Origin of the sequence: Streptomyces katrae, from assembly GCF_000966975.1 — a bacterium.
In the GTDB taxonomy this organism is placed as follows: domain Bacteria; phylum Actinomycetota; class Actinomycetes; order Streptomycetales; family Streptomycetaceae; genus Streptomyces; species Streptomyces katrae.
The window spans coordinates 1-17262 of sequence record NZ_JZWV01000318.1 but is presented as its reverse complement, the minus strand read 5'-3'; the positions used below and the strand labels follow the sequence as shown (position 1 = coordinate 17262).

At 72.0% G+C, this 17262-nt stretch carries 13 protein-coding genes, 1 pseudogene and 1 riboswitch; of the genes and pseudogenes, 3 read left to right on the top strand and 11 right to left on the bottom strand.

The genetic code is table 11. The features are described from left to right. On the top strand, nucleotides 1-1489 hold a 1489-nt coding region (locus VR44_RS12765; protein WP_045947578.1), incomplete at its 5' end, for an ABC transporter permease. Nucleotides 1490-1566: 77 nt separating this feature from the next. Here the strand turns inward: VR44_RS12765 and VR44_RS12760 are convergent. The 9 genes and pseudogenes from VR44_RS12760 to VR44_RS12720 form a co-directional block, all read right to left on the bottom strand. Continuing rightward, a complete protein-coding gene (locus VR44_RS12760; RefSeq protein ID WP_045947575.1) occupies nucleotides 1567-2949 on the bottom strand; it encodes an SAM-dependent methyltransferase in 1383 nt (460 codons plus the stop codon). Nucleotides 2950-3174: 225 nt separating this feature from the next. Then, on the bottom strand, nucleotides 3175-4560 hold the full coding sequence (locus VR44_RS12755) for an NAD(P)/FAD-dependent oxidoreductase (protein ID WP_045947574.1): 1386 nt from the start codon (nucleotides 4558-4560) through the stop codon (nucleotides 3175-3177). Nucleotides 4561-5130: 570 nt separating this feature from the next. Then, on the bottom strand, nucleotides 5131-6072 hold the full coding sequence (locus VR44_RS12750) for a Ppx/GppA phosphatase family protein (protein WP_045947573.1): 942 nt from the start codon (nucleotides 6070-6072) through the stop codon (nucleotides 5131-5133). Beyond that, a complete protein-coding gene (locus VR44_RS12745; protein WP_045947572.1) occupies nucleotides 6069-6641 on the bottom strand; it encodes a DUF501 domain-containing protein in 573 nt (190 codons plus the stop codon). Before VR44_RS12745 ends, VR44_RS12750 begins: the two co-directional genes overlap by 4 nt. A 79-nt stretch (nucleotides 6642-6720) precedes the next feature. After that, a pseudogene (locus VR44_RS12740) lies at nucleotides 6721-7226 on the bottom strand (FtsB family cell division protein). 92 nt (nucleotides 7227-7318) lie between these two features. After that, complete coding sequence (gene eno, locus VR44_RS12735; RefSeq protein ID WP_045947571.1) at nucleotides 7319-8605, bottom strand: phosphopyruvate hydratase; 1287 nt, start codon at nucleotides 8603-8605, stop codon at nucleotides 7319-7321. A gap of 282 nt (nucleotides 8606-8887) precedes the next feature. After that, nucleotides 8888-9613, bottom strand: coding sequence for a transglycosylase family protein (locus VR44_RS12730; protein ID WP_045947570.1), 726 nt, complete (start codon nucleotides 9611-9613; stop codon nucleotides 8888-8890). A gap of 2 nt (nucleotides 9614-9615) precedes the next feature. After that, a riboswitch (cyclic di-AMP (ydaO/yuaA leader) is annotated at nucleotides 9616-9784 on the bottom strand. 274 nt (nucleotides 9785-10058) lie between these two features. Next, the gene (locus VR44_RS12725; protein WP_045947569.1) at nucleotides 10059-11123 is read right to left on the bottom strand and encodes a LysM peptidoglycan-binding domain-containing protein; all 1065 of its coding nucleotides are present in this window, start codon (nucleotides 11121-11123) and stop codon (nucleotides 10059-10061) included. Between the two features lie 150 nt (nucleotides 11124-11273). Beyond that, a complete protein-coding gene (locus VR44_RS12720; RefSeq protein ID WP_045947568.1) occupies nucleotides 11274-12548 on the bottom strand; it encodes a cytochrome P450 family protein in 1275 nt (424 codons plus the stop codon). Nucleotides 12549-12669: 121 nt separating this feature from the next. Here VR44_RS12720 and VR44_RS12715 point away from each other — a divergent pair, with 121 nt between their 5' ends. Continuing rightward, on the top strand, nucleotides 12670-13872 hold the full coding sequence (locus VR44_RS12715; protein WP_245691750.1) for a globin domain-containing protein: 1203 nt from the start codon (nucleotides 12670-12672) through the stop codon (nucleotides 13870-13872). A 128-nt stretch (nucleotides 13873-14000) separates the two neighbouring features. Here the strand turns inward: VR44_RS12715 and VR44_RS12710 are convergent, their stop codons facing one another. Together VR44_RS12710 and VR44_RS12705 are read right to left on the bottom strand one after the other, a co-directional pair. Further along, nucleotides 14001-15071 carry a nucleoside triphosphate pyrophosphohydrolase gene (locus VR44_RS12710; protein WP_094191587.1) on the bottom strand — a complete coding sequence of 357 codons (1071 nt, stop codon included), beginning with the start codon at nucleotides 15069-15071 and terminating at the stop codon, nucleotides 14001-14003. A gap of 28 nt (nucleotides 15072-15099) precedes the next feature. Continuing rightward, nucleotides 15100-15726 carry a SurA N-terminal domain-containing protein gene (locus VR44_RS12705; protein WP_045947566.1) on the bottom strand — a complete coding sequence of 209 codons (627 nt, stop codon included), beginning with the start codon at nucleotides 15724-15726 and terminating at the stop codon, nucleotides 15100-15102. A gap of 176 nt (nucleotides 15727-15902) precedes the next feature. Between VR44_RS12705 and VR44_RS12700 the strand changes: the two genes are divergently transcribed. Next, nucleotides 15903-17262 (top strand): YfhO family protein (locus VR44_RS12700; protein WP_169791003.1); only part of this gene is annotated, 1360 nt, incomplete at its 3' end.

The window sequence follows — 17262 nt, the reverse complement described above, 5'->3', positions numbered from 1 at the left end:
GCTTCCCGCCGGGGACCTCGTGATCGCCCCGGGCACGATCGTCGCCGCCCTGCTCATCGGCGTCGTCGTCACCACCCTCGCCGCCCTGCTGCCGGCCTGGCGCACCGGGCGGATCGCCCCCGTCGCCGCCATGGGCAGCGCCCACCTCCCGGCCACCGCGAAGTCCCTGGTCGTGCGCAACGTCCTCGGCTCGCTGATCAGCCTCGCGGGCATCGGCGTCGTCTTCCTCGGCGTGTCCATGGGCGGCGACGGCCGCATGGTCATCGGCGGCGGCGCCGGCCTGATGCTCATCGGCATGATCGTCCTGCTGCCGCTGCTGTCCCGGCCGGTCATCGGCGCCGTCCGCCCGCTGCTGCACAAGGTGTTCGGCGTCCCCGGCAAGCTGGCCGCGCAGAACGCCGTGCGCAACCCGCGCCGTACCGCCGTCACCGCCGCCTCCCTGGCCATCGGCCTGACCCTGGTCACCACCCTGTCGGTCCTCGGCGTCACCATGGGCACCGCCGTCGACCGGATGAGCACCGACAAGCTGAAGGCCGACTACAAGGTCTCCATGGCCGGCGGCATCGGCGGCCTGGACAAGTCCGTGGCCGACACCCTGGCCAAGGCCCCCGGCATCAAGGCGGTCTCCCCGCAGGCCGACGGCTACTTCAAGGTCGGCGACAGCTTCCGCTCGGCCTCCGGCGTCAACCCGGCCACCATCGGCGAACTGCTCAACATCGACGTCACGGCCGGCTCGCTGGCCGCCCTCGGCAAGGGCGAGGCCGCCGTCGCCGAGAGCACCGCGAAGAAGCAGAACCTCACCGTCGGCTCCACCCTCCAGGTCCAGTTCGAGGACGGCCAGAAGAGCGCCCTGAAGATCGGCGCCGTCTACAAGGACCTCGAAGGCCTGCTGTCCCCGTACGTCCTCGACAACAAGGTCCTCGGCGCGCACACCGACCAGCAGTACGTCCGCGAGGTCTACGTCAACACCACCGCCGGCGACTCGAAGGCCGGCCAGCAGGCCGTCATCGACGCCCTCGGCAAGAACCCGGCGATGACCGTCGCCGACCGGCAGGACATGCGCAACGAGATGGGCGGCATCATCAACACGATGCTGAACATCATGTACGGCCTGCTCGGCATGGCGCTGATCATCTCGGTGCTCGGCGTGGTCAACACCCTGGCGATGTCCGTCTTCGAGCGGACCCAGGAGATCGGCATGCTGCGGGCGATCGGCCTCGACCGGGCCCGGGTCAAGAACATGATCCGCCTGGAGTCCGTGGTGATCTCGCTCTTCGGCGCGGTCCTCGGCATGGGCATCGGCCTCTTCCTGGCCTGGGCCGTCGGCACCACCCTCACCAAGGCGGTGCCCAACTACGAGCTGGTCCTCCCCTACGGCCGGCTCGGGATCTTCCTCCTGCTGGCCGCCGTCGTGGGCGTCCTGGCCGCCATGTGGCCGGCCCGCAGCGCCGCCCGGCTCAACATGCTGACCGCCATCAAGACCGAGTAGCCCGGCGCGGGGACGGGACGGTGAAGGGCCCCGGGGCGACACGCCCCGGGGCCCTTCCGCGCGGTGTGCGTACGGGGCTACGCGGCGCCCCAGACCCGGGAGCGCAGCGGCATCCCCGAGAGGCCGCGGCCGCCCGGCTTCACGGCCAGGATCTGGTTGACACCGAGGCGGGCGTGCTCGAAGCCCAGGGCCGAGGCCGCCATGTAGAGCAGCCAGACCCGCGCCCGGCCGGGCGAGGTGAGCCGTACGGCCTCGTCCCAGTGCTCCTCCAACCGCGCCACCCAGGCCCGCAGGGTCAGCGCGTAGTGCTCGCGCAGCGCCTCCACGTCGCGGACCTCGAAACCGGCCTTCTCCAGCTCGCCGACGGTGGAGCCGACCGGGGAGAGCTCCCCGTCGGGGAAGACGTAGGCGTCGATGAATTCGTCGATCTCGTACGCCGCTTCGTCGGGCTCCGGCGGCCGGCCGATCTGGTGGTTGAGCAGCCGCCCGCCGGGGGCCAGCAGTCCGTGCAGGATCCCGGCGTACTCGCGGTAGCGCTCGGAGCCTACGTGCTCGGCCATGCCGATCGAGGAAATCGCGTCGTACGGGCCGTCCTTGACGTCCCGGTAGTCCTGGACGCGGATCTCGATCCGGTCGGTCAGGCCCTCGTCGGCGATCCGCTTGCGGGCGTAGGCGGCCTGCTCGGTGGAGAGGGTGATGCCGGTGACCTGGACCCCGTACTCGCGGGCGGCGTGCAGGGCCATGGAGCCCCAGCCGCAGCCGACGTCCAGGAGCCGCTGGCCGGGCGTCAGGGCGAGCTTGCGGCAGACCAGGTCCAGCTTGTCGCGCTGGGCCTCCTCCAGGGTGCCGTCCTCGGTCCAGTAGGCGCAGGAGTACACCATCGAGGGGCCGAGGACGTGCTCGTAGAACTCGTTGCCCACGTCGTAGTGGTGGCTGATGGCGTGCCGGTCGCGGCTCTTGGAGTGGATGATGCCGCCCTGGCGCACGGCCTCCTCCGGCGGCGGCGCGGGCCGGGTCCACGGGCGGGCGAGGGCCACGAGCTCGCGTACGGCGGCGCGGGTCGCCGGGTCGCGCAGCAGGGCGGCCGTGCCGGCGGCGCCCGAGGCGCGCGCGGGCAGGTGCGGGCGCAGCGCGGCGAGCTTGGCCAGGCCACTGCGGGAGCGGCGGGCGGAGACGGGCGCGGCGGGGTGCTCGCGCTCCCAGACCAGGCCGGCGACCTTGTCCAGCGCGTCGAACAGGTCGCCGTCGACGGTGATGTCGCCGGCGACCCAGGCACGGGCGAGCCCCAGTTCGCCCGGCTTCCACAGCATGTGGCGCAGGGCGCGCCGGCTGCCCAGCACCAGCGCGGGGCCGGCGGCGGGGCCGGCCTCGCTGCCGTCCCAGGCACGTATGCGGATGGGCAGGGGGGCGCCCAGCAGGGTTTCGGCAAGGGCTGCCAGCCGCGGCGCGGCGTCGGTCATCGAGGCACCTCCAAGGTGTTCCGAGAACCCGCTACCCACGACGCATCGGGGGCATTCGCCGCCGAATCACACCTGGACCGCACCTTGAGCGTACCTTGACCCGGCCGTGCGCCGGGGTACGCCGAAGGGGCCGCCCGCACCACGGATGGCGGGCGGCCCCTTCGGGGTCGTGCTCGGTGAACCGGCTCGCGGAACCGGCTCAGGGAACCGGCACCGTGCTCCGGGTCAGGAGGCCTTGGCCTTCTGGGCCGGTGCAGCGGCGGCGGCCGGGGCCGGCGCCGGCTTGGCGGCCTCGTAGAACTCCTCGCGCGGGGTCTCCAGGGCGCCGAGGGCGACGACCTCACGCTTGAGGAACATGCCGAGGGTCCAGTCCGCGAAGACGCGGATCTTGCGGTTCCAGGTCGGCATGGCCATGCCGTGGTAGCCACGGTGCATGTACCAGGCGAGACGGCCCTTGAGCTTGATCTTCATCTTGCCCATGACGATCATCGCCACGCCCTTGTGGAGGCCGAGGCCCGCCACCGCACCCTTGTTGGAGTGCTCGTACTCCTTCTGCGGGAAGCCCCGCATGCCGGAGACCACGTTGTCGCCGAGGACCTTGGCCTGGCGCAGCGCGTGCTGGGCGTTCGGCGGGCACCAGGCGTTCTCGACGCCGGCCTTGCGGGAGGCGACGTCCGGGACCTGGGCGTTGTCGCCGGCGGCCCAGATGTAGTCGGTGCCCTGGACCTGGAGGGTCGGGGCGGTGTCCACGTGGCCGCGCGGGCCGAGCGGCAGGCCGTAGCGGGCCAGCGCCGGGTTCGGCTTGACGCCCGCGGTCCACACGATGGTGTTGGAGTCGACCTCAAGGCCGTTCTTCAGCACCACGTGGCCGTCCACGCAGGAGTCCATGGAGGTGTTGAGGTAGATCTCGATGCCGCGCGACTCGAGGTGCTCCTTGCCCCAGGTGCCGAGCTTGGGCCCGACCTCGGGAAGGATCTTGTCGGCCGCGTCGACCAGGATGAAGCGCATGTCCTCGCGCTTGATCGTGGAGTAGTACTTCGCGGCGTCGCGGGCCATGTCCTCGACCTCGCCGATCGTCTCGGCGCCGGCGAAGCCGCCGCCGACGAAGACGAAGGTGAGGGCCTTGCGGCGGACGTTCTCGTCCGTCGTGGACTCCGCCTTGTCGAGCTGCTCGAGGACGTGGTTGCGCAGGCCGATGCCCTCCTCGACGCCCTTCATGCCGATGCCCTGTTCGGCCAGGCCGGGGATCGGGAAGGTGCGCGAGACGGCGCCGAGCGCGATCACCAGGTAGTCGAAGGGCAGCTCGTACGCCTCGCCGACCAGCGGCGTGACGACGGCGACCTTGCGGTCCTGGTCGATGGTGGTGACCCGGCCGGTGAGAACCTCAGCCTTGGGCAGCACGCGTCGCAGCGGGACGACGACGTGCCGAGGCGAGATGCTGCCTGCGGCCACTTCGGGGAGGAAGGGCTGGTAGGTCATGTACGAGCGCGGGTCGACGACCGTGACGGTCGCCTCGCCGTAGCGCATCTTCTTCATGATGCGCTTGGCTGCGTACAGGCCTACGTACCCACCTCCTACAACGAGGATCCTGGGACGCTCCGTGGTGCTCATGAGATGAGTATCCAGCACCCCAAGGGGTGATGCTCGTGAGCCCCTTCACAAGGAGCTGGGAGACCTCTGCTACACTGCGCGCCCCGCGTGACCCAGATCATGGCGCGCAACGGGAACCAGAGGGTAACGGGATTCGTTGTTCACCCGCCCTGAACTGGCCTCCAGGGCCCCAACCGGACTGGACCACTGGGTTTCGTCCATACCTCTGATACGAAACCCGCAGCACCCGCGCATCGCACAAACAGGTGCTGAAACGGCCCTGCGACCCTCAAGAACCCCTCGAACGACCCTCTTGTTGACCCGGGGGGCGCTTTTTCCTTGTGAAGAACTTCACGAACTTGGTGCGCAGGAGGGCCTTTTCGGCCTCCCGGGAGCCCCGCACTGCCCTCGCACTGCCCTCACCCAGCTCCCGCACCGGGCGTGCTCACCCGCCCCACCAGCCACTCATCGGGCGGAACACGATATTCGCGCCACAGCACCGCAAGACGGCCACCGCAGGAACGCCCTCGAACGGCTCGAGGGGGCGCCCAGAACCGGACGCCCCCTCGTACACCCTCACTGGCCGGCCGGTCAGGCCACGGACCAGGCGATGCCGTCCAGGATGTCGTGCTCGGAGACCACGACCTCGGCGGCCCCGGTGCGCTCCATGATCGCGAGGAGGACGAGGGCGCCCGCGCCGATCACGTCCACCCGGCCCGGGTGCATGACCGGGATCGCCGAGCGCTCGGCGTGGGTGGCCGTCAGCATGCGGCCGCTGATCTCGCGGACCTGCTCGTAGGAGATCCGGGAGTGGTGGATGCGCTCGGAGCGGTACTCCGGCAGGTCCAGGGCGATCGCGGCGACCGTGGTCACCGAACCCGCCAGGCCCACCAGGGTGCGGGCCCGCTCCAGCGGGACCGTCTCGGCGGCCAGGTCCAGGGCCGCCTCGATGTCGGCGCGCATGGCGGCGATCTGCTCCGCGGTCGGCGGGTCGGTGACCTCGCCGTCCACCACCAGGTGGCGCTCGGTCATCCGGACGCAGCCCACGTCGACCGAGCGGGCGGCCTCCACGTGCTCCTCGCCCACGACGAACTCGGTCGAGCCGCCGCCGATGTCCACGACCAGGAACGGCCGCTCCAGGTGCGCGGTGCCGGTGAGCTCCTTGGTGGCGCCGGTGAAGGAGAACTCCGCCTCCTGGTCCCCGGAGATCACCTCGGGCTCCACGCCCAGGATGTCCAGGACGCCCCGTACGAAGTCCTCGCGGTTCTCCGCGTCGCGCGAGGCCGAGGTGGCCACGAAACGGATCCGCTCGGCGCCCAGCTCCTTGATCACCGCGGCGTACTCGCGGCAGGCCGCGAAGGTGCGCTCCAGCGCCTCCGGGGCCAGTCGGCCGGTCTTGTCCACGCCCTGGCCGAGCCGGACGATGGTCATCCGGCGGTCGAGCTCGACCAGCTCACCGGTGGCCGGGTCGCAGTCGGCGACCAGGAGGCGGATGGAGTTCGTACCGCAGTCGATGCCGGCGACCCGGGTCATGCGGACTCCCCCTTCGGCTCCTCTTCCGCCGCCTTCTCCTCCTCCGCCTTCCCGCCGCACGGGGTGACGCAGGGGCCCTTGGCCCACCACTCCGGCAGCATCGCCAGGGCCTCGTCGCCGAACGGGTTCACCCCGGGGCCGGCGGCCAGCGAGTGCCCGACGAGCACGTGCAGGCACTTGACCCGGTCCGGCATGCCGCCGGCGCTCGGGAAGCCCTGGAGCACCTCGATGGCGTCGCGCCGCCGGATGTAGTCCTCGTGCGCCTTCTGGTACGCGGCGGCGAGCTCCGGGTCCTCGGCGAGGCGGGCCTGCATCTCCTTCATCACGCCGTTGGCCTCCAGCGTGCCGATCGCGGAGGCCGCGCGCGGGCAGGTGAGGTAGTACAGCGTGGGGAAGGGGGTGCCGTCGGGGAGGCGCGGGGCCGTCTCGACGACGTCCGGCTGGCCGCAGGGGCAGCGGTGCGCGATGGCGCGCAGCCCGCGCGGAGGGCGGCCGAGCTGCTGCTCGAACGCCTCGATGTCGGCGTCGGTCGGCTCGGTCCGGTCGGTCTGGGGCGGGGGCGTCTGCATGCCTGGAGGAAGTCTCTTCGTTCGGTCGTACGCGGCGGTCGTTGCGGTCGCCGCGTACGTGACGGTCGTGATGGGTGGGTCAGTCGCCGGGGCGGTCGGCCTTGTCGACGCCGTCCCAGACGTTGGAGTACCAGGGGCGGTCGGATCCGCTCTGACCGCCGCGGCGGTGCTCCGCGGCCGCGGCCCCGGGGTCGGTCATGATGTAGCCGATCTCCCCCGGGCGCAGGAAGTGCAGGTGCCGGCGCGCCTGCTGTTCCGCGTAGGCCGGGTCCTGCCAGCGCGCCTTCTCGTCGCGGAGCTGCTCCAGGCGCTTGCGCGCGGTGGCGGCGGCCCGCTGCTGGTCCGCGATCTCCGAGCGCTGGGAGACGTACTGGCGCATCGGATACGCGAGGGCGACGACCAGCGTACAGAGGACGAGCACCAGCAGCGCCGCCCGGCCGGTGAGCCGGCTGCGGCGCACGACCCGGCGGGACTGCGAGCGGTACGGGACTGCGAGCGGTAGACGTGGGCCGCGGTCCGCTCGCCGAGCTGCCGGAGCCTGGTCGCCGTGGAGAAGGTGGAGAACCGATCCCGGTTCCCGGCCATTGATCCGCCTCCCCTTGTGCGCGCGCTACGCAATACGTCCCCGCACACGGTACGGGACCGGGTGCGGGGACGTAGGGAGGCTAGGCGAGGACTCAGCCCTTGAAGCGCGGGAAGGCGCTGCGCCCGGCGTACACCGCGGCGTCGTCGAGGATCTCCTCGATGCGCAGCAGCTGGTTGTACTTGGCGACGCGGTCCGAGCGGGCCGGGGCGCCGGTCTTGATCTGGCCGCAGTTCACCGCGACGGCGAGGTCGGCGATGGTGACGTCCTCGGTCTCGCCGGAGCGGTGGGACATCATGCACTTGAAGCCGTTGCGCTGGGCCATCTCGACGGCGTCGAGGGTCTCGGTCAGCGAACCGATCTGGTTCACCTTGACGAGCAGGGCGTTCGCGGAGCCCTCCTCGATACCGCGGGCGAGGCGCTCGGGGTTGGTGACGAAGAGGTCGTCGCCGACGATCTGGACCTTGGAGCCCAGGCGGTCGGTGATGGTCTTCCAGCCGGCCCAGTCGTCCTCGAACAGCGGGTCCTCGATGGAGACGAGCGGGTACGCCTCGACGAGCTCGGCGTAGTAGTCGGTCATCTCGGCGGCCGAGCGGGACTGGCCCTCGAACTCGTACTTGCCGTCCTTGTAGAACTCGGACGCGGCGACGTCGAGCGCGAGCGCGATGTCCTTGCCCGGGGTGTAGCCGGCCTGCTTGATGGCCTCGATGATGAGGTCGAGCGCGGCGCGGTTGGACTCCAGGTTCGGGGCGAAGCCGCCCTCGTCGCCCAGGCCGGTGGACAGACCCTTGGTGTGCAGGACCTTCTTGAGGGTGTGGTAGACCTCGGCACCCCAGCGCAGCGCCTCGGAGAAGGACTCCGCGCCGATCGGGGCGATCATGAACTCCTGGATGTCCACGTTGGAGTCGGCGTGCGACCCGCCGTTGAGGATGTTCATCATCGGAACGGGCAGCAGGTGCGCGTTCGGTCCGCCCAGGTAGCGGAAGAGGGGGAGGTCCGAGGCCTCGGACGCGGCGTGCGCGACGGCGAGGGAGACGCCGAGGATGGCGTTGGCGCCGAGGGAGCCCTTGTTGTCGGTGGCGTCGAGGTCGAACATGGCCTGGTCGATGAGGCGCTGCTCGGTGGCGTCGTAACCGACGAGCTCCGGGCCGATCTGCTCGATGACCGCGAGGACGGCCTTCTCGACGCCCTTGCCCATGTAACGGTTGGGGTCTCCGTCACGGAGCTCGATGGCCTCGAAGGCACCGGTGGAGGCGCCGGACGGAACGGCAGCACGGCCGGTGCTGCCGTCGTCGAGGCCCACCTCGACCTCGACCGTGGGGTTGCCTCGGGAGTCCAGGATTTCCCGGGCTACGACGACGTCGATGGACGGCACGAGCATCTCCTTCTGGGATGTGACGCTGGGTGTGCGGTGGCGTGGGGCCTGGGACGGCCTCGCCGACTAGAGCCTAACCGGCTCCGGGCGGTCGGCCAGCCGACCGCCCGGGTCCTGGGACGAAAAAGGGGCCGAATACCCGTCTTCCAGGACATAGGACCCCGGAAATCGGGGCCGGACATGCGTCGGTGCGGCCGGACACGACGACGCCCGGCGCGCGGGGGGATGCGCGCCGGGCGTCGATGCCGCGGGCCGTACCGGGGTACTGCTCGGGTGTTACGCGGGAATTCAGCTGAGCTTCAGCTTCTGACCCGGGAAGATCAGGTCCGCGTCCTTGACGATGTCCTTGTTCAGGTCGAAGAGCTTCTCCCAGCCGCCCTTGACGCCGTTGGCGTCGGCGATGCTGCCGAGGGTGTCGCCCTCCTTGACCGTGTACGAGCCGTTGCCGGTGGCCGGGGTCTCGGCCTTCGGGGTCGACGGCTTCGACGGCTTGGACGGGGTCCAGTTGCCGGAGCCGGAGCCGGTGCTCTTGGTCTCGGTGTCGGCCTTCGGGGTGGAGGGCTTCGCCGGGGCGGGCTTGGAGGGCTTGGTCTCGGGCTTCGGCTTGGCCGGGGTGGTGGTCGAGCCGCCGCCGTTGTAGGCGGAGTTGGACAGGCCGACGCCGCAGGACGGCCAGGCGCCCTTGCCCTGGCCCTTGAGGACCTTCTCGGCGATGGCTATCTGCTGCGACTTGGTGGCCTGGTTGGCCTGCGCGGCGTACGCCTTGCCGCCGTACGCGGCCCACGTGGAGGCGGAGAACTGGAGGCCGCCGTAGTAACCGTTGCCGGTGTTGATGGACCAGTTGCCGCCGGACTCGCACGCGGCGACCTTGTCCCACTCCGAGACGGTGGCGGCGCTCGCGGAACCGGCGGCCATCAGCGGGGCGGCGACGGCGACACCGGCGACACCGGCGAGCGTGACGATGCGGACGGCCTTGGAGCCGCGGCGGTGCTTGCCCTTGCCGGAAAGCAGCATGGAGTTCTCCTCACCGACGCCTTCGAGGTGAGCTGTCGGGTTCGGGCGGATGAGTTGCCCGGCCGCGCAGTTGCGCGTCTTCACCCCAAGCCGGTACGCGGGCCGTCTCTCAACGGCCTTTCCCGGCGCCTACCTTGGTTCCCCCGCTCCTGCCAACGGCGCTTGCGCGACGACTGTTCCCTCCGGCCGCCGGCAGGATTCGGCGATGCGGTCGAAGGAGCCCACGGTGGCGGGCGACTCAGAAGGTAGACAGGTCTCTCCCCGATGTTCAACGTGTGATTTTGGGGAGAAACCGGCCTACTTGCCTTCCTCAAGAGCGCGTTTGCGCAGGTCGGAGCGGGGTTTGCGGAAGTTCCGGAACGAGACACGCCAGTTGTCCGGAAGAGATGCATGTCTCACTTGCCGATAACGGACATTCAGCCCGTAATGGGTGCCCGAACTACCCCTATTTCTTGGTTAGATCCAGGTTCTGGCCGGGCTTGATGAGGTCCGCGTCCGTGCCGATGACCTGCTCGTTGGCCTTGTAGAGGGCGGTCCAGCCGCCCTTGAGGCCGTTGGCGTCCGCGATGGCCGCCAGGCTGTCGCCCGGCTTCACCGTGTACGAGGGCTCCGCGGCGGCGGCTGACGCCGTGCCAGGGGCCGCGGGCACCTCGAGCGCGGCCGGGCCGCGGTGCTTGCCGTTGCCCTCGGGCGTGGCGGCGGAGGACGAAGGGGAGGGCGTGGCACCCGGGGTGGCCGGGGCGGCCGGGGTGCCCGACGGGGTGGGGGTGCCGGACGGGGTCGGATTGGCCGGGTTGCCCTGGTTGTTGGAGTTGCCCTGGTTGCCCTGACCGTTCTGGTTGCCCTGGTTGCCCGGGTTCGCGGGGGTGGTGGGCGGGACGGTGGGGCCGGTGGTCGGGGTGGGCGGCACGGGGTAGTCCGGCTCGGGCATGACGGGCAGTCCGCTGATGGCTCCCAGCGGGTAGTCCGGCAGCACGCTCGGGCTCGCGGCGCCGGGCGCCGGGGTGGGCGCGCCGAAGTCGGTGGAGGTCTTGTCCTTGCCGGTGGAGGGCACCGAGAAGTCGGGCCGGACCGGGGCGGCGCCGACGGGCCCGGGGGTCTTGGAGGTGCCCGTGTCCACGTCGGCCTTGGGGCCGCCCTTCGTCAGCCCGGCCGAGGCGGAGCACAGCGACCACGCCTCGGGGCCCTGGGACTCCAGCACCCGCTCGGCCACCGCGATCTGCTGGGAGCGGCTCGCGAGGTCGGGGCGCTCCGCGTACTCGAGTCCGCCCGCGTTCTTCCACTGCTCCAGGGTGAACTGGAGTCCGCCGTAGGCTCCGCTGCCGGAGTTGGCGCTCCACGTGCCGCCGCTCTCGCAGTCGGCGACCTTGTCCCACGTCGCGGTGTCGGCCGCGCTCGCGCCCGTGGCGGCGAGCAGCGGCAGGGCCAGCGCTGAGCCGGTGACTCCAGCGGTGACGACGATGGCGGGGACCTGACGGGGTCGTCTGTGGCGGCCGTTCCCGGGAAGCATGAGCCTGCACCTTTCGTATAACGGCGGGGTAACGGCAGAACCTAGCCGCCTTCGAACGGATGTCACAAGTTCGGCCGAAGACTGAATTCCGGTCAGTTCCGCCGCCCCGCGGCCCGCCCCCCACGCCCGTGCGCGCGCTTCGGGGGCGCCTCAGGTGTTCGGGACTGTGAAGCGGACGGGGAGGGTGCGCAGGCCCCGCATGATGAGTCCGCCGCGCCAGCGCAGGTCCGTAGGGGGAACGGCAAGTTCCAGATCCGGCAGACGCTTCAGCAAAGTCGCGAGCGCCGTCTGGCCCTCCAGGCGGGCGAGCGGAGCGCCGAGGCAGTAGTGGATCCCGTGGCCGTAGCCGAGGTGCTGATTGTCACTCCGGGAGAGGTCGAGGGTGTCCGGGTCGGCGAAGCGGGCGGGGTCGCGGTCGGCCGCCGCGAGGACGACGAGCACGGGGTCGCCGACGGCGATCTCCTGCCCGCCGAGGGTCAGCGGCCGGGTGGCGAACCTCCAGGTGGCCAGCTCCACGGGCCCGTCGTAACGCAGCAGTTCCTCGATGCCGGTCTCCAGCAGGGCCGTCTCGCCCGCGGCGAGGGAGTCCTGGAGGCGGGCGCGCTGGCCGGGGTTCATGAAGAGGGAGTGGACGCCGTTGCCGATGAGGTTCACGGTCGTCTCGAAGCCGGCGAAGAGGAGGATGAAGGCCATCGCGGTGGCCTCGGCCTCCGTCAGGTGGTCCCCGTGGTCGCTCGCCCGGATCAGGTCGGAGATGAGGTCATTGCCCAGATCGTCCCGCTTGCGGTGGATCAGTTCCCCGAGATAGGTGCGCATCCGCTTCACCGACCGGGCCACCCCGCCGCGCGGGCCGCCGCCGTGGCGGATCATCATCCCGGCCCAGTCGCGGAAGTCGTCCTGGTCCTCGCGCGGTACGCCGAGCATCTCGCAAATGGCGTAGATGGGGAGCGGGAAGGCGAACTCGTGGATGAGGTCCGCCTCCCCCTTCCCGGCGAACTGATCGATGAGGTGGTCGGTCAGCTCCTGCACGCGCGGGGTGAACTCGGCGACACGGCGCGGGGTGAAGGCCTTCGACACCAGCCGGCGCAGCCGGGTGTGGTCCGGCGGGTCGATGTTGAGCAGGTGGGTCATCAGCTCCGCCTTGCGCTCCCCGGGGATCCCGGTCTTGCCCTTGGCGTGGGCCGGCTCCGCGTGGTGCGCCGGGTTCTTGCTCAGCCGCTGGTCGGCGAGGGCCTGGCGGGCGTCCGCGTACCGGGTCACCAGCCAGGCCTCGACCCCGCTGGGGAGCGTGGCGCGGTGCACCGGGGAGTGCTCGCGCAGCCAGGCGTAGGCGGGGTAGGGGTCGGTGGCGAACTCCCAGTCGAAGAGGGTCGGCGCCGCCGGGACGGCAGGGGCGGGCGGGGTGTCGGGGGTCTGCTCGTGCACCCGTCGACGGTATCCCGGCTCGCCACGGGCCGTCCCTTATGCACGCTTCGTCGCGGCTGTCCGCAGATCGCCTCTCGCTTGACGGCGGCTTGTCGGACATTCCTACTTCGGTCCTGTGGACGTGAGGATCTTGAAGAGCAGTTTCGCGGTGGTGGAGAGACGGGCCGAGCACGCGGTCAAGTTCTTCTACTCCCACCTCTTCTGGCACAACCCCGGGATCCGCCGGCTGTTCCCGGCCTCCGCCGAGGACATGGAGCGCCAGCGCGACCGGCTCTTCGCCGCCCTCACCCACGTCGTCTCCCGCCTGGAGGACGACAGCCTCCTCCCCTATCTCCACGACCTGGGCCGCGACCACCGCAAGTTCCTCGTCGGCCCCGAGCACTACGCCGCCGTCGGCGCCAGCCTCCTCGCCGCCCTCGCCGCGACCTCCGGCACGGCCTGGACCCCCGGCACCGAGAAGGCCTGGACCGAGGCCTACCAGCTGATGGCCGAAGCGATGACGGCCGGCGCCGCCGCGAGCGAGGACCCGCCCTGGTGGGACGCCGAGGTCGTGCGCCACGTCCAGTACGGGGAGGACATCGGCGTCCTGACGCTGGCCCCCCGCACGCCGCTCCCGTACCGGCCCGGACAGTACGTCAGCGTGAGCAGTCCCCGGGTCCCGGCCGTCTGGCGCACCTACTCCCTCGCCAACGCGCCCCGCCCCGACCACACCGTCGACCTGCACGTCAGCCGGATCGAGGGCGGCCGGCTCAGCACCGCCCTGGTCCGCGAGATCCAGCTCGGCGAGCCGCTGCGGCTCAGCACCCCCGGCGGGCGGCTCACCCTGCGCCGCGCGGACCGTCCCGTCACCTTCATAGCCGCCGGCACCGGCTGGGCGCCCGTGCGGGCCCTGCTGGAGGAGCTCGCGGACCACCCTCCCGATCAGGACGTACGGCTCTTCGTGGCCGCCCGGGACGCCGCGCACCTCTACGACCGGCCCTGGATCGACGCGTACGCCGCCGCCTTCCGCCGGCTCGGCGTCACCTACATCACCCCCGCCCCCGGGCGGCCCCGCGAGCAGGCCACCGCCCGGCTGGCCACCGCCCTCGGCAACCGGGCCCTGTGGCCCGAGCAGGACGTCTACCTGAGCGGGCCGCCGGTGTTCATGGAGGAGACCGCCCTCCTCCTGGAGCAGCTCGGGGCCCGCCCCGACCGCCTCTTCCACGACGCCGTCCCCCTCGCCGGCGCCGCCCGCGGCGACCGGCCCCTGGGCTTCGGCGAGTGGTTCCTGCACCGCCCGGCCCCGCACTGGCACGACCCGTCGGCCCGGGCCCCGCGCGGCTGATGCTTCGGCCCGCCCGTCAGGCATGTGAGGCAGCCGGGCGCCCAGGCGCTGGGCGCGGGGCGCCCAATGCCTCAGGGGCACTCTGGGTGCTTCGTACCCGGCAGGACCGGCGGCTCCTCGACCGGCGGCTACTCGCCGACGCCCTCCGCCGCGCGGATCGCGTCGCGGTAGACACGGGCCGCGGCGCGCAGGGCCGTCTCGGGGTCGGTCCCCTCCGCCTCGGCGCGGGCCGCCAGTTCCAGCAGCTCGTAGCCGATGCCCTCGCCCCGGGGCAGCTCCACGGGGACCCCGCCCGCGCGGGCCCGGCCGGCCAGCTTCGCCGCGAGTGCGAGCCCGGGCTGGGCCAGCGGGATCCCGTCGGTGACCGACTCCCGCTGCTTCTCGACCGCCTTGGTGGCCTGCCAGTGGGCGCTGACGTCCTCCGGGGACTCCGCCGTGGCGTCCCCGAAGACATGGGGGTGGCGGCGGATCAGCTTGGCCACCAGATCGCCGGCGACGTCGTCGATGGAGAACGCCCCCGAGCCCCCCGAACCCTCGGCGTCCTCGGCGTCCTCGGCGTCCTGTGTGCCCTCCTCGGCGATGCGCGCGTGGAAGACCACCTGGAGCAGCACGTCGCCGAGCTCCTCGCGCAGCGCGTCCCGGTCGCCGTCCTCGATCGCCTCGACCAGCTCGTACGCCTCCTCGATGGCGTACTTCACCAGCCCCTCGTGGGTCTGCCGGGAGGTCCACGGGCAGTCGCGGCGCACCCGGTCCATCACCTGCACCAGGTCCAGCAGCCGCGCGCCCGGCAGGTCGTAGGAGCCCGGCAGCAGCTCCAGGTCCGGCATGGCCACCCGGCCCGAGCCGGCCAGCCGGGCCAGGCCGTCCGTCAGCCGCTGGTCGCCCTCACCGCCCGGGATCACCACGATGGTGCGGCCCCCGGCGCAGGCATCGACGAGAGCGTGTGCGTCGGGGGCCTCGTGCGCCACGACCACCCCGGCTTCGCGCAGGTACGGGAGCTGCGGGTGGCCCGGGTCCGCGCACAGCACCCGGTCCGCGGCGTGCAGGGCCTGCCAGGCCGGCCAGGACAGCAGCCCGGGGGCGACCCGGTGGCTGGCGGTCAGCAGGACGATCCGCCCGGTGTCCTCGGCGGAGGCGGAGCCAGAGGCGGAGGCGGTGTCGGCGGGCGCGGGGGCGGGTTCGGCGGTGTGGTCGGTCACCCTCCGAACCTACCTCCGTCCCCGGGTGTCAGGCTCCGGCGGGGGCCGCCTGCTCGGGCATCGTCTTCTGGGTGATCCAGGGGGTCTGCTGGTCACCGAGCAGGATCTGCTTCTCGTCCCACCGGCCGTACCGCGGGTTGACCTCGATGTGCAGCTCCTTCGCCGCCTCCCCGAGCTTGACCAGGGCCTTGTCCTGGCTGCCGTAGTGCGCGAAGAGCTTGTCGCGCAGCAGCTTGAAGCGGGTGTCGGCGTCGATCTGGTCCGGAGCCAGCTGCGCCTGTTCCAGGGCGGCCGCGGCGAGCGCCTTCTCCCCGCCGACCTGCTGCAGCTGCGCCTTGCGGACGTCCTCGATCTCCTTGGTGCTCACGCTCAGCCCGGCGTCGTCCGCCGCCCGCTCCAGGACCGCGGTCTGGATCATCTTGTTGAGCTTGAGCCGCTCCAGGCCCGCGGTGGCCCCGATCAGCCGCGCCCCCTGCTCGGAGCGGTTCTGCGCGGTACGCACGTCGTTGACCTGTGCCTGGAGCGCCGAGGTGGTGATGCGCTCGCCGCCGACGACGGCCGCGGTACCGGGACGGGTCCCGCCCGAGCAGGCGGCCAGCAGGGGGGCCGCCGCGAGCAGGGCGGCGGATACGGAGAGCGCTGTGCGACGGTGCAAAGGAGCCTCCAGGGCCGGGGGATTGTGCGTCGGTGCACAAGGCCGTGCGGTGATCGATGGTATGCAGTCAGAGTGGCCCGAGCCACCGGTTCGACCAACGATTCCAGGGGTGTTGGGGTGCGATTTCACCCCCCGGTTACCGCGGAGCCGGACGTTCCTGCGAAGGTCGGCTCACCATGTCGACATCGCAGCTCGCTCCGCACCACACCCCGGAGCGCCCCGCTCCGGCCCCCGTCCGCCGTACCGGGCGCCGTCCTGGACTGCTCGGCTCCGCGTTCGCCGCCCTGGTCACGGCCGTGGCCGTGTGTTCCGGGGACGCCGTCGCGCGGGTCTTCCCGTACGGGCCCCGTCACCGCAGCGTCAACGACCTCGGCAACCAGTTCGTGCCCTTCCACGCCCACCTGTGGGACCTGCTGCACGGGCGGGCGCGGGGCGGGCTGCTGTTCAACTGGCAGTCCGGGTACGGCACCAGCTTCCTGCCCGACCTGGGCACGTACCTGTCGAGCCCGTTCGCCCTGCTGGTCGGGGTCTTCCCACGGCCCGACATCGACCTCGCCGTGTACGTGGTCACCGTCCTGAAGATGACGGCCGCGGCCGCCGCGATGGCCTGGCTGCTGCGCGCCCAGCGGCCCGGGCCGTGGTGGGCGGCGGGGCTGCTGGGGGCCTCGTACGCGCTGTGCGGCTGGTCGGTGATCGAGGCCTCGTACAACCCGATGTGGCTGGACGGGCTGATCGCCTTCCCGCTGCTGTGCCTGACCGGCGAGTGGGCGCTGCGCGGGCGGCGGCCGCTGCTGGGGGTACTGGTGGTGGCCGTCTGCTGGACGGCGAACTTCTACACCGCCTACATGGCCACGCTGGGCGCGGCGCTGGTGCTGGTGGTGCGCGTGGTGCTGACGCGGGACGGGGTACGCGAGCGGGCCCTGGTGATCGGGCGGGCGGCGGTGACGACCGTGCTGGGGATGGCCCTGACGGCGCCGCTGCTGGTGCCGCTGTTCCTGAGTTCGCAGCAGGCCTACCCGGGGTGGTCCAAGGAGTTCGCCCCGGTGCCCTGGTCGGACCTGTTCGCCCGGCTGCTGCCGGCGACGTACTCGTTCGGCTCCCCCGCCGTGTTCGTCGGTACCGGGACCCTGCTGCTGGTGACGGCGCTGCCCTTCCACCGGGCGCTGCCGCTGCGCACCCGGCTGTGGTGGGCGGGGCTGGTGGCGGCGGTACTGCTGTCGCTGCAGTGGGAGCCGACCCATCTGGCCTGGCACGTCTTCGCGACCCCGAACGGCAGCCCGTACCGGCAGACCTTCGTGCTGGCCGGGATCCTGGTCATCGCCGCCTGGACCGGGCTCGCCGCCGGGCTGCCCGGCGTACGGGCGCTGGCGGCCGGGGCCGGCGTCCTGGCGGCGGCCGCCGCGTGGGCGGCGGGCAGCGCGCTGGCCACGGGCTGGGGGTACGCCCTGTTCTGCGGCGGGCTGGCGCTGGCGGCGGGGGCCTGGTGGGCGCTGCGCCACCGGCGGCTGCTGCTGCCGGCGGCCGCCCGGCTGGCGG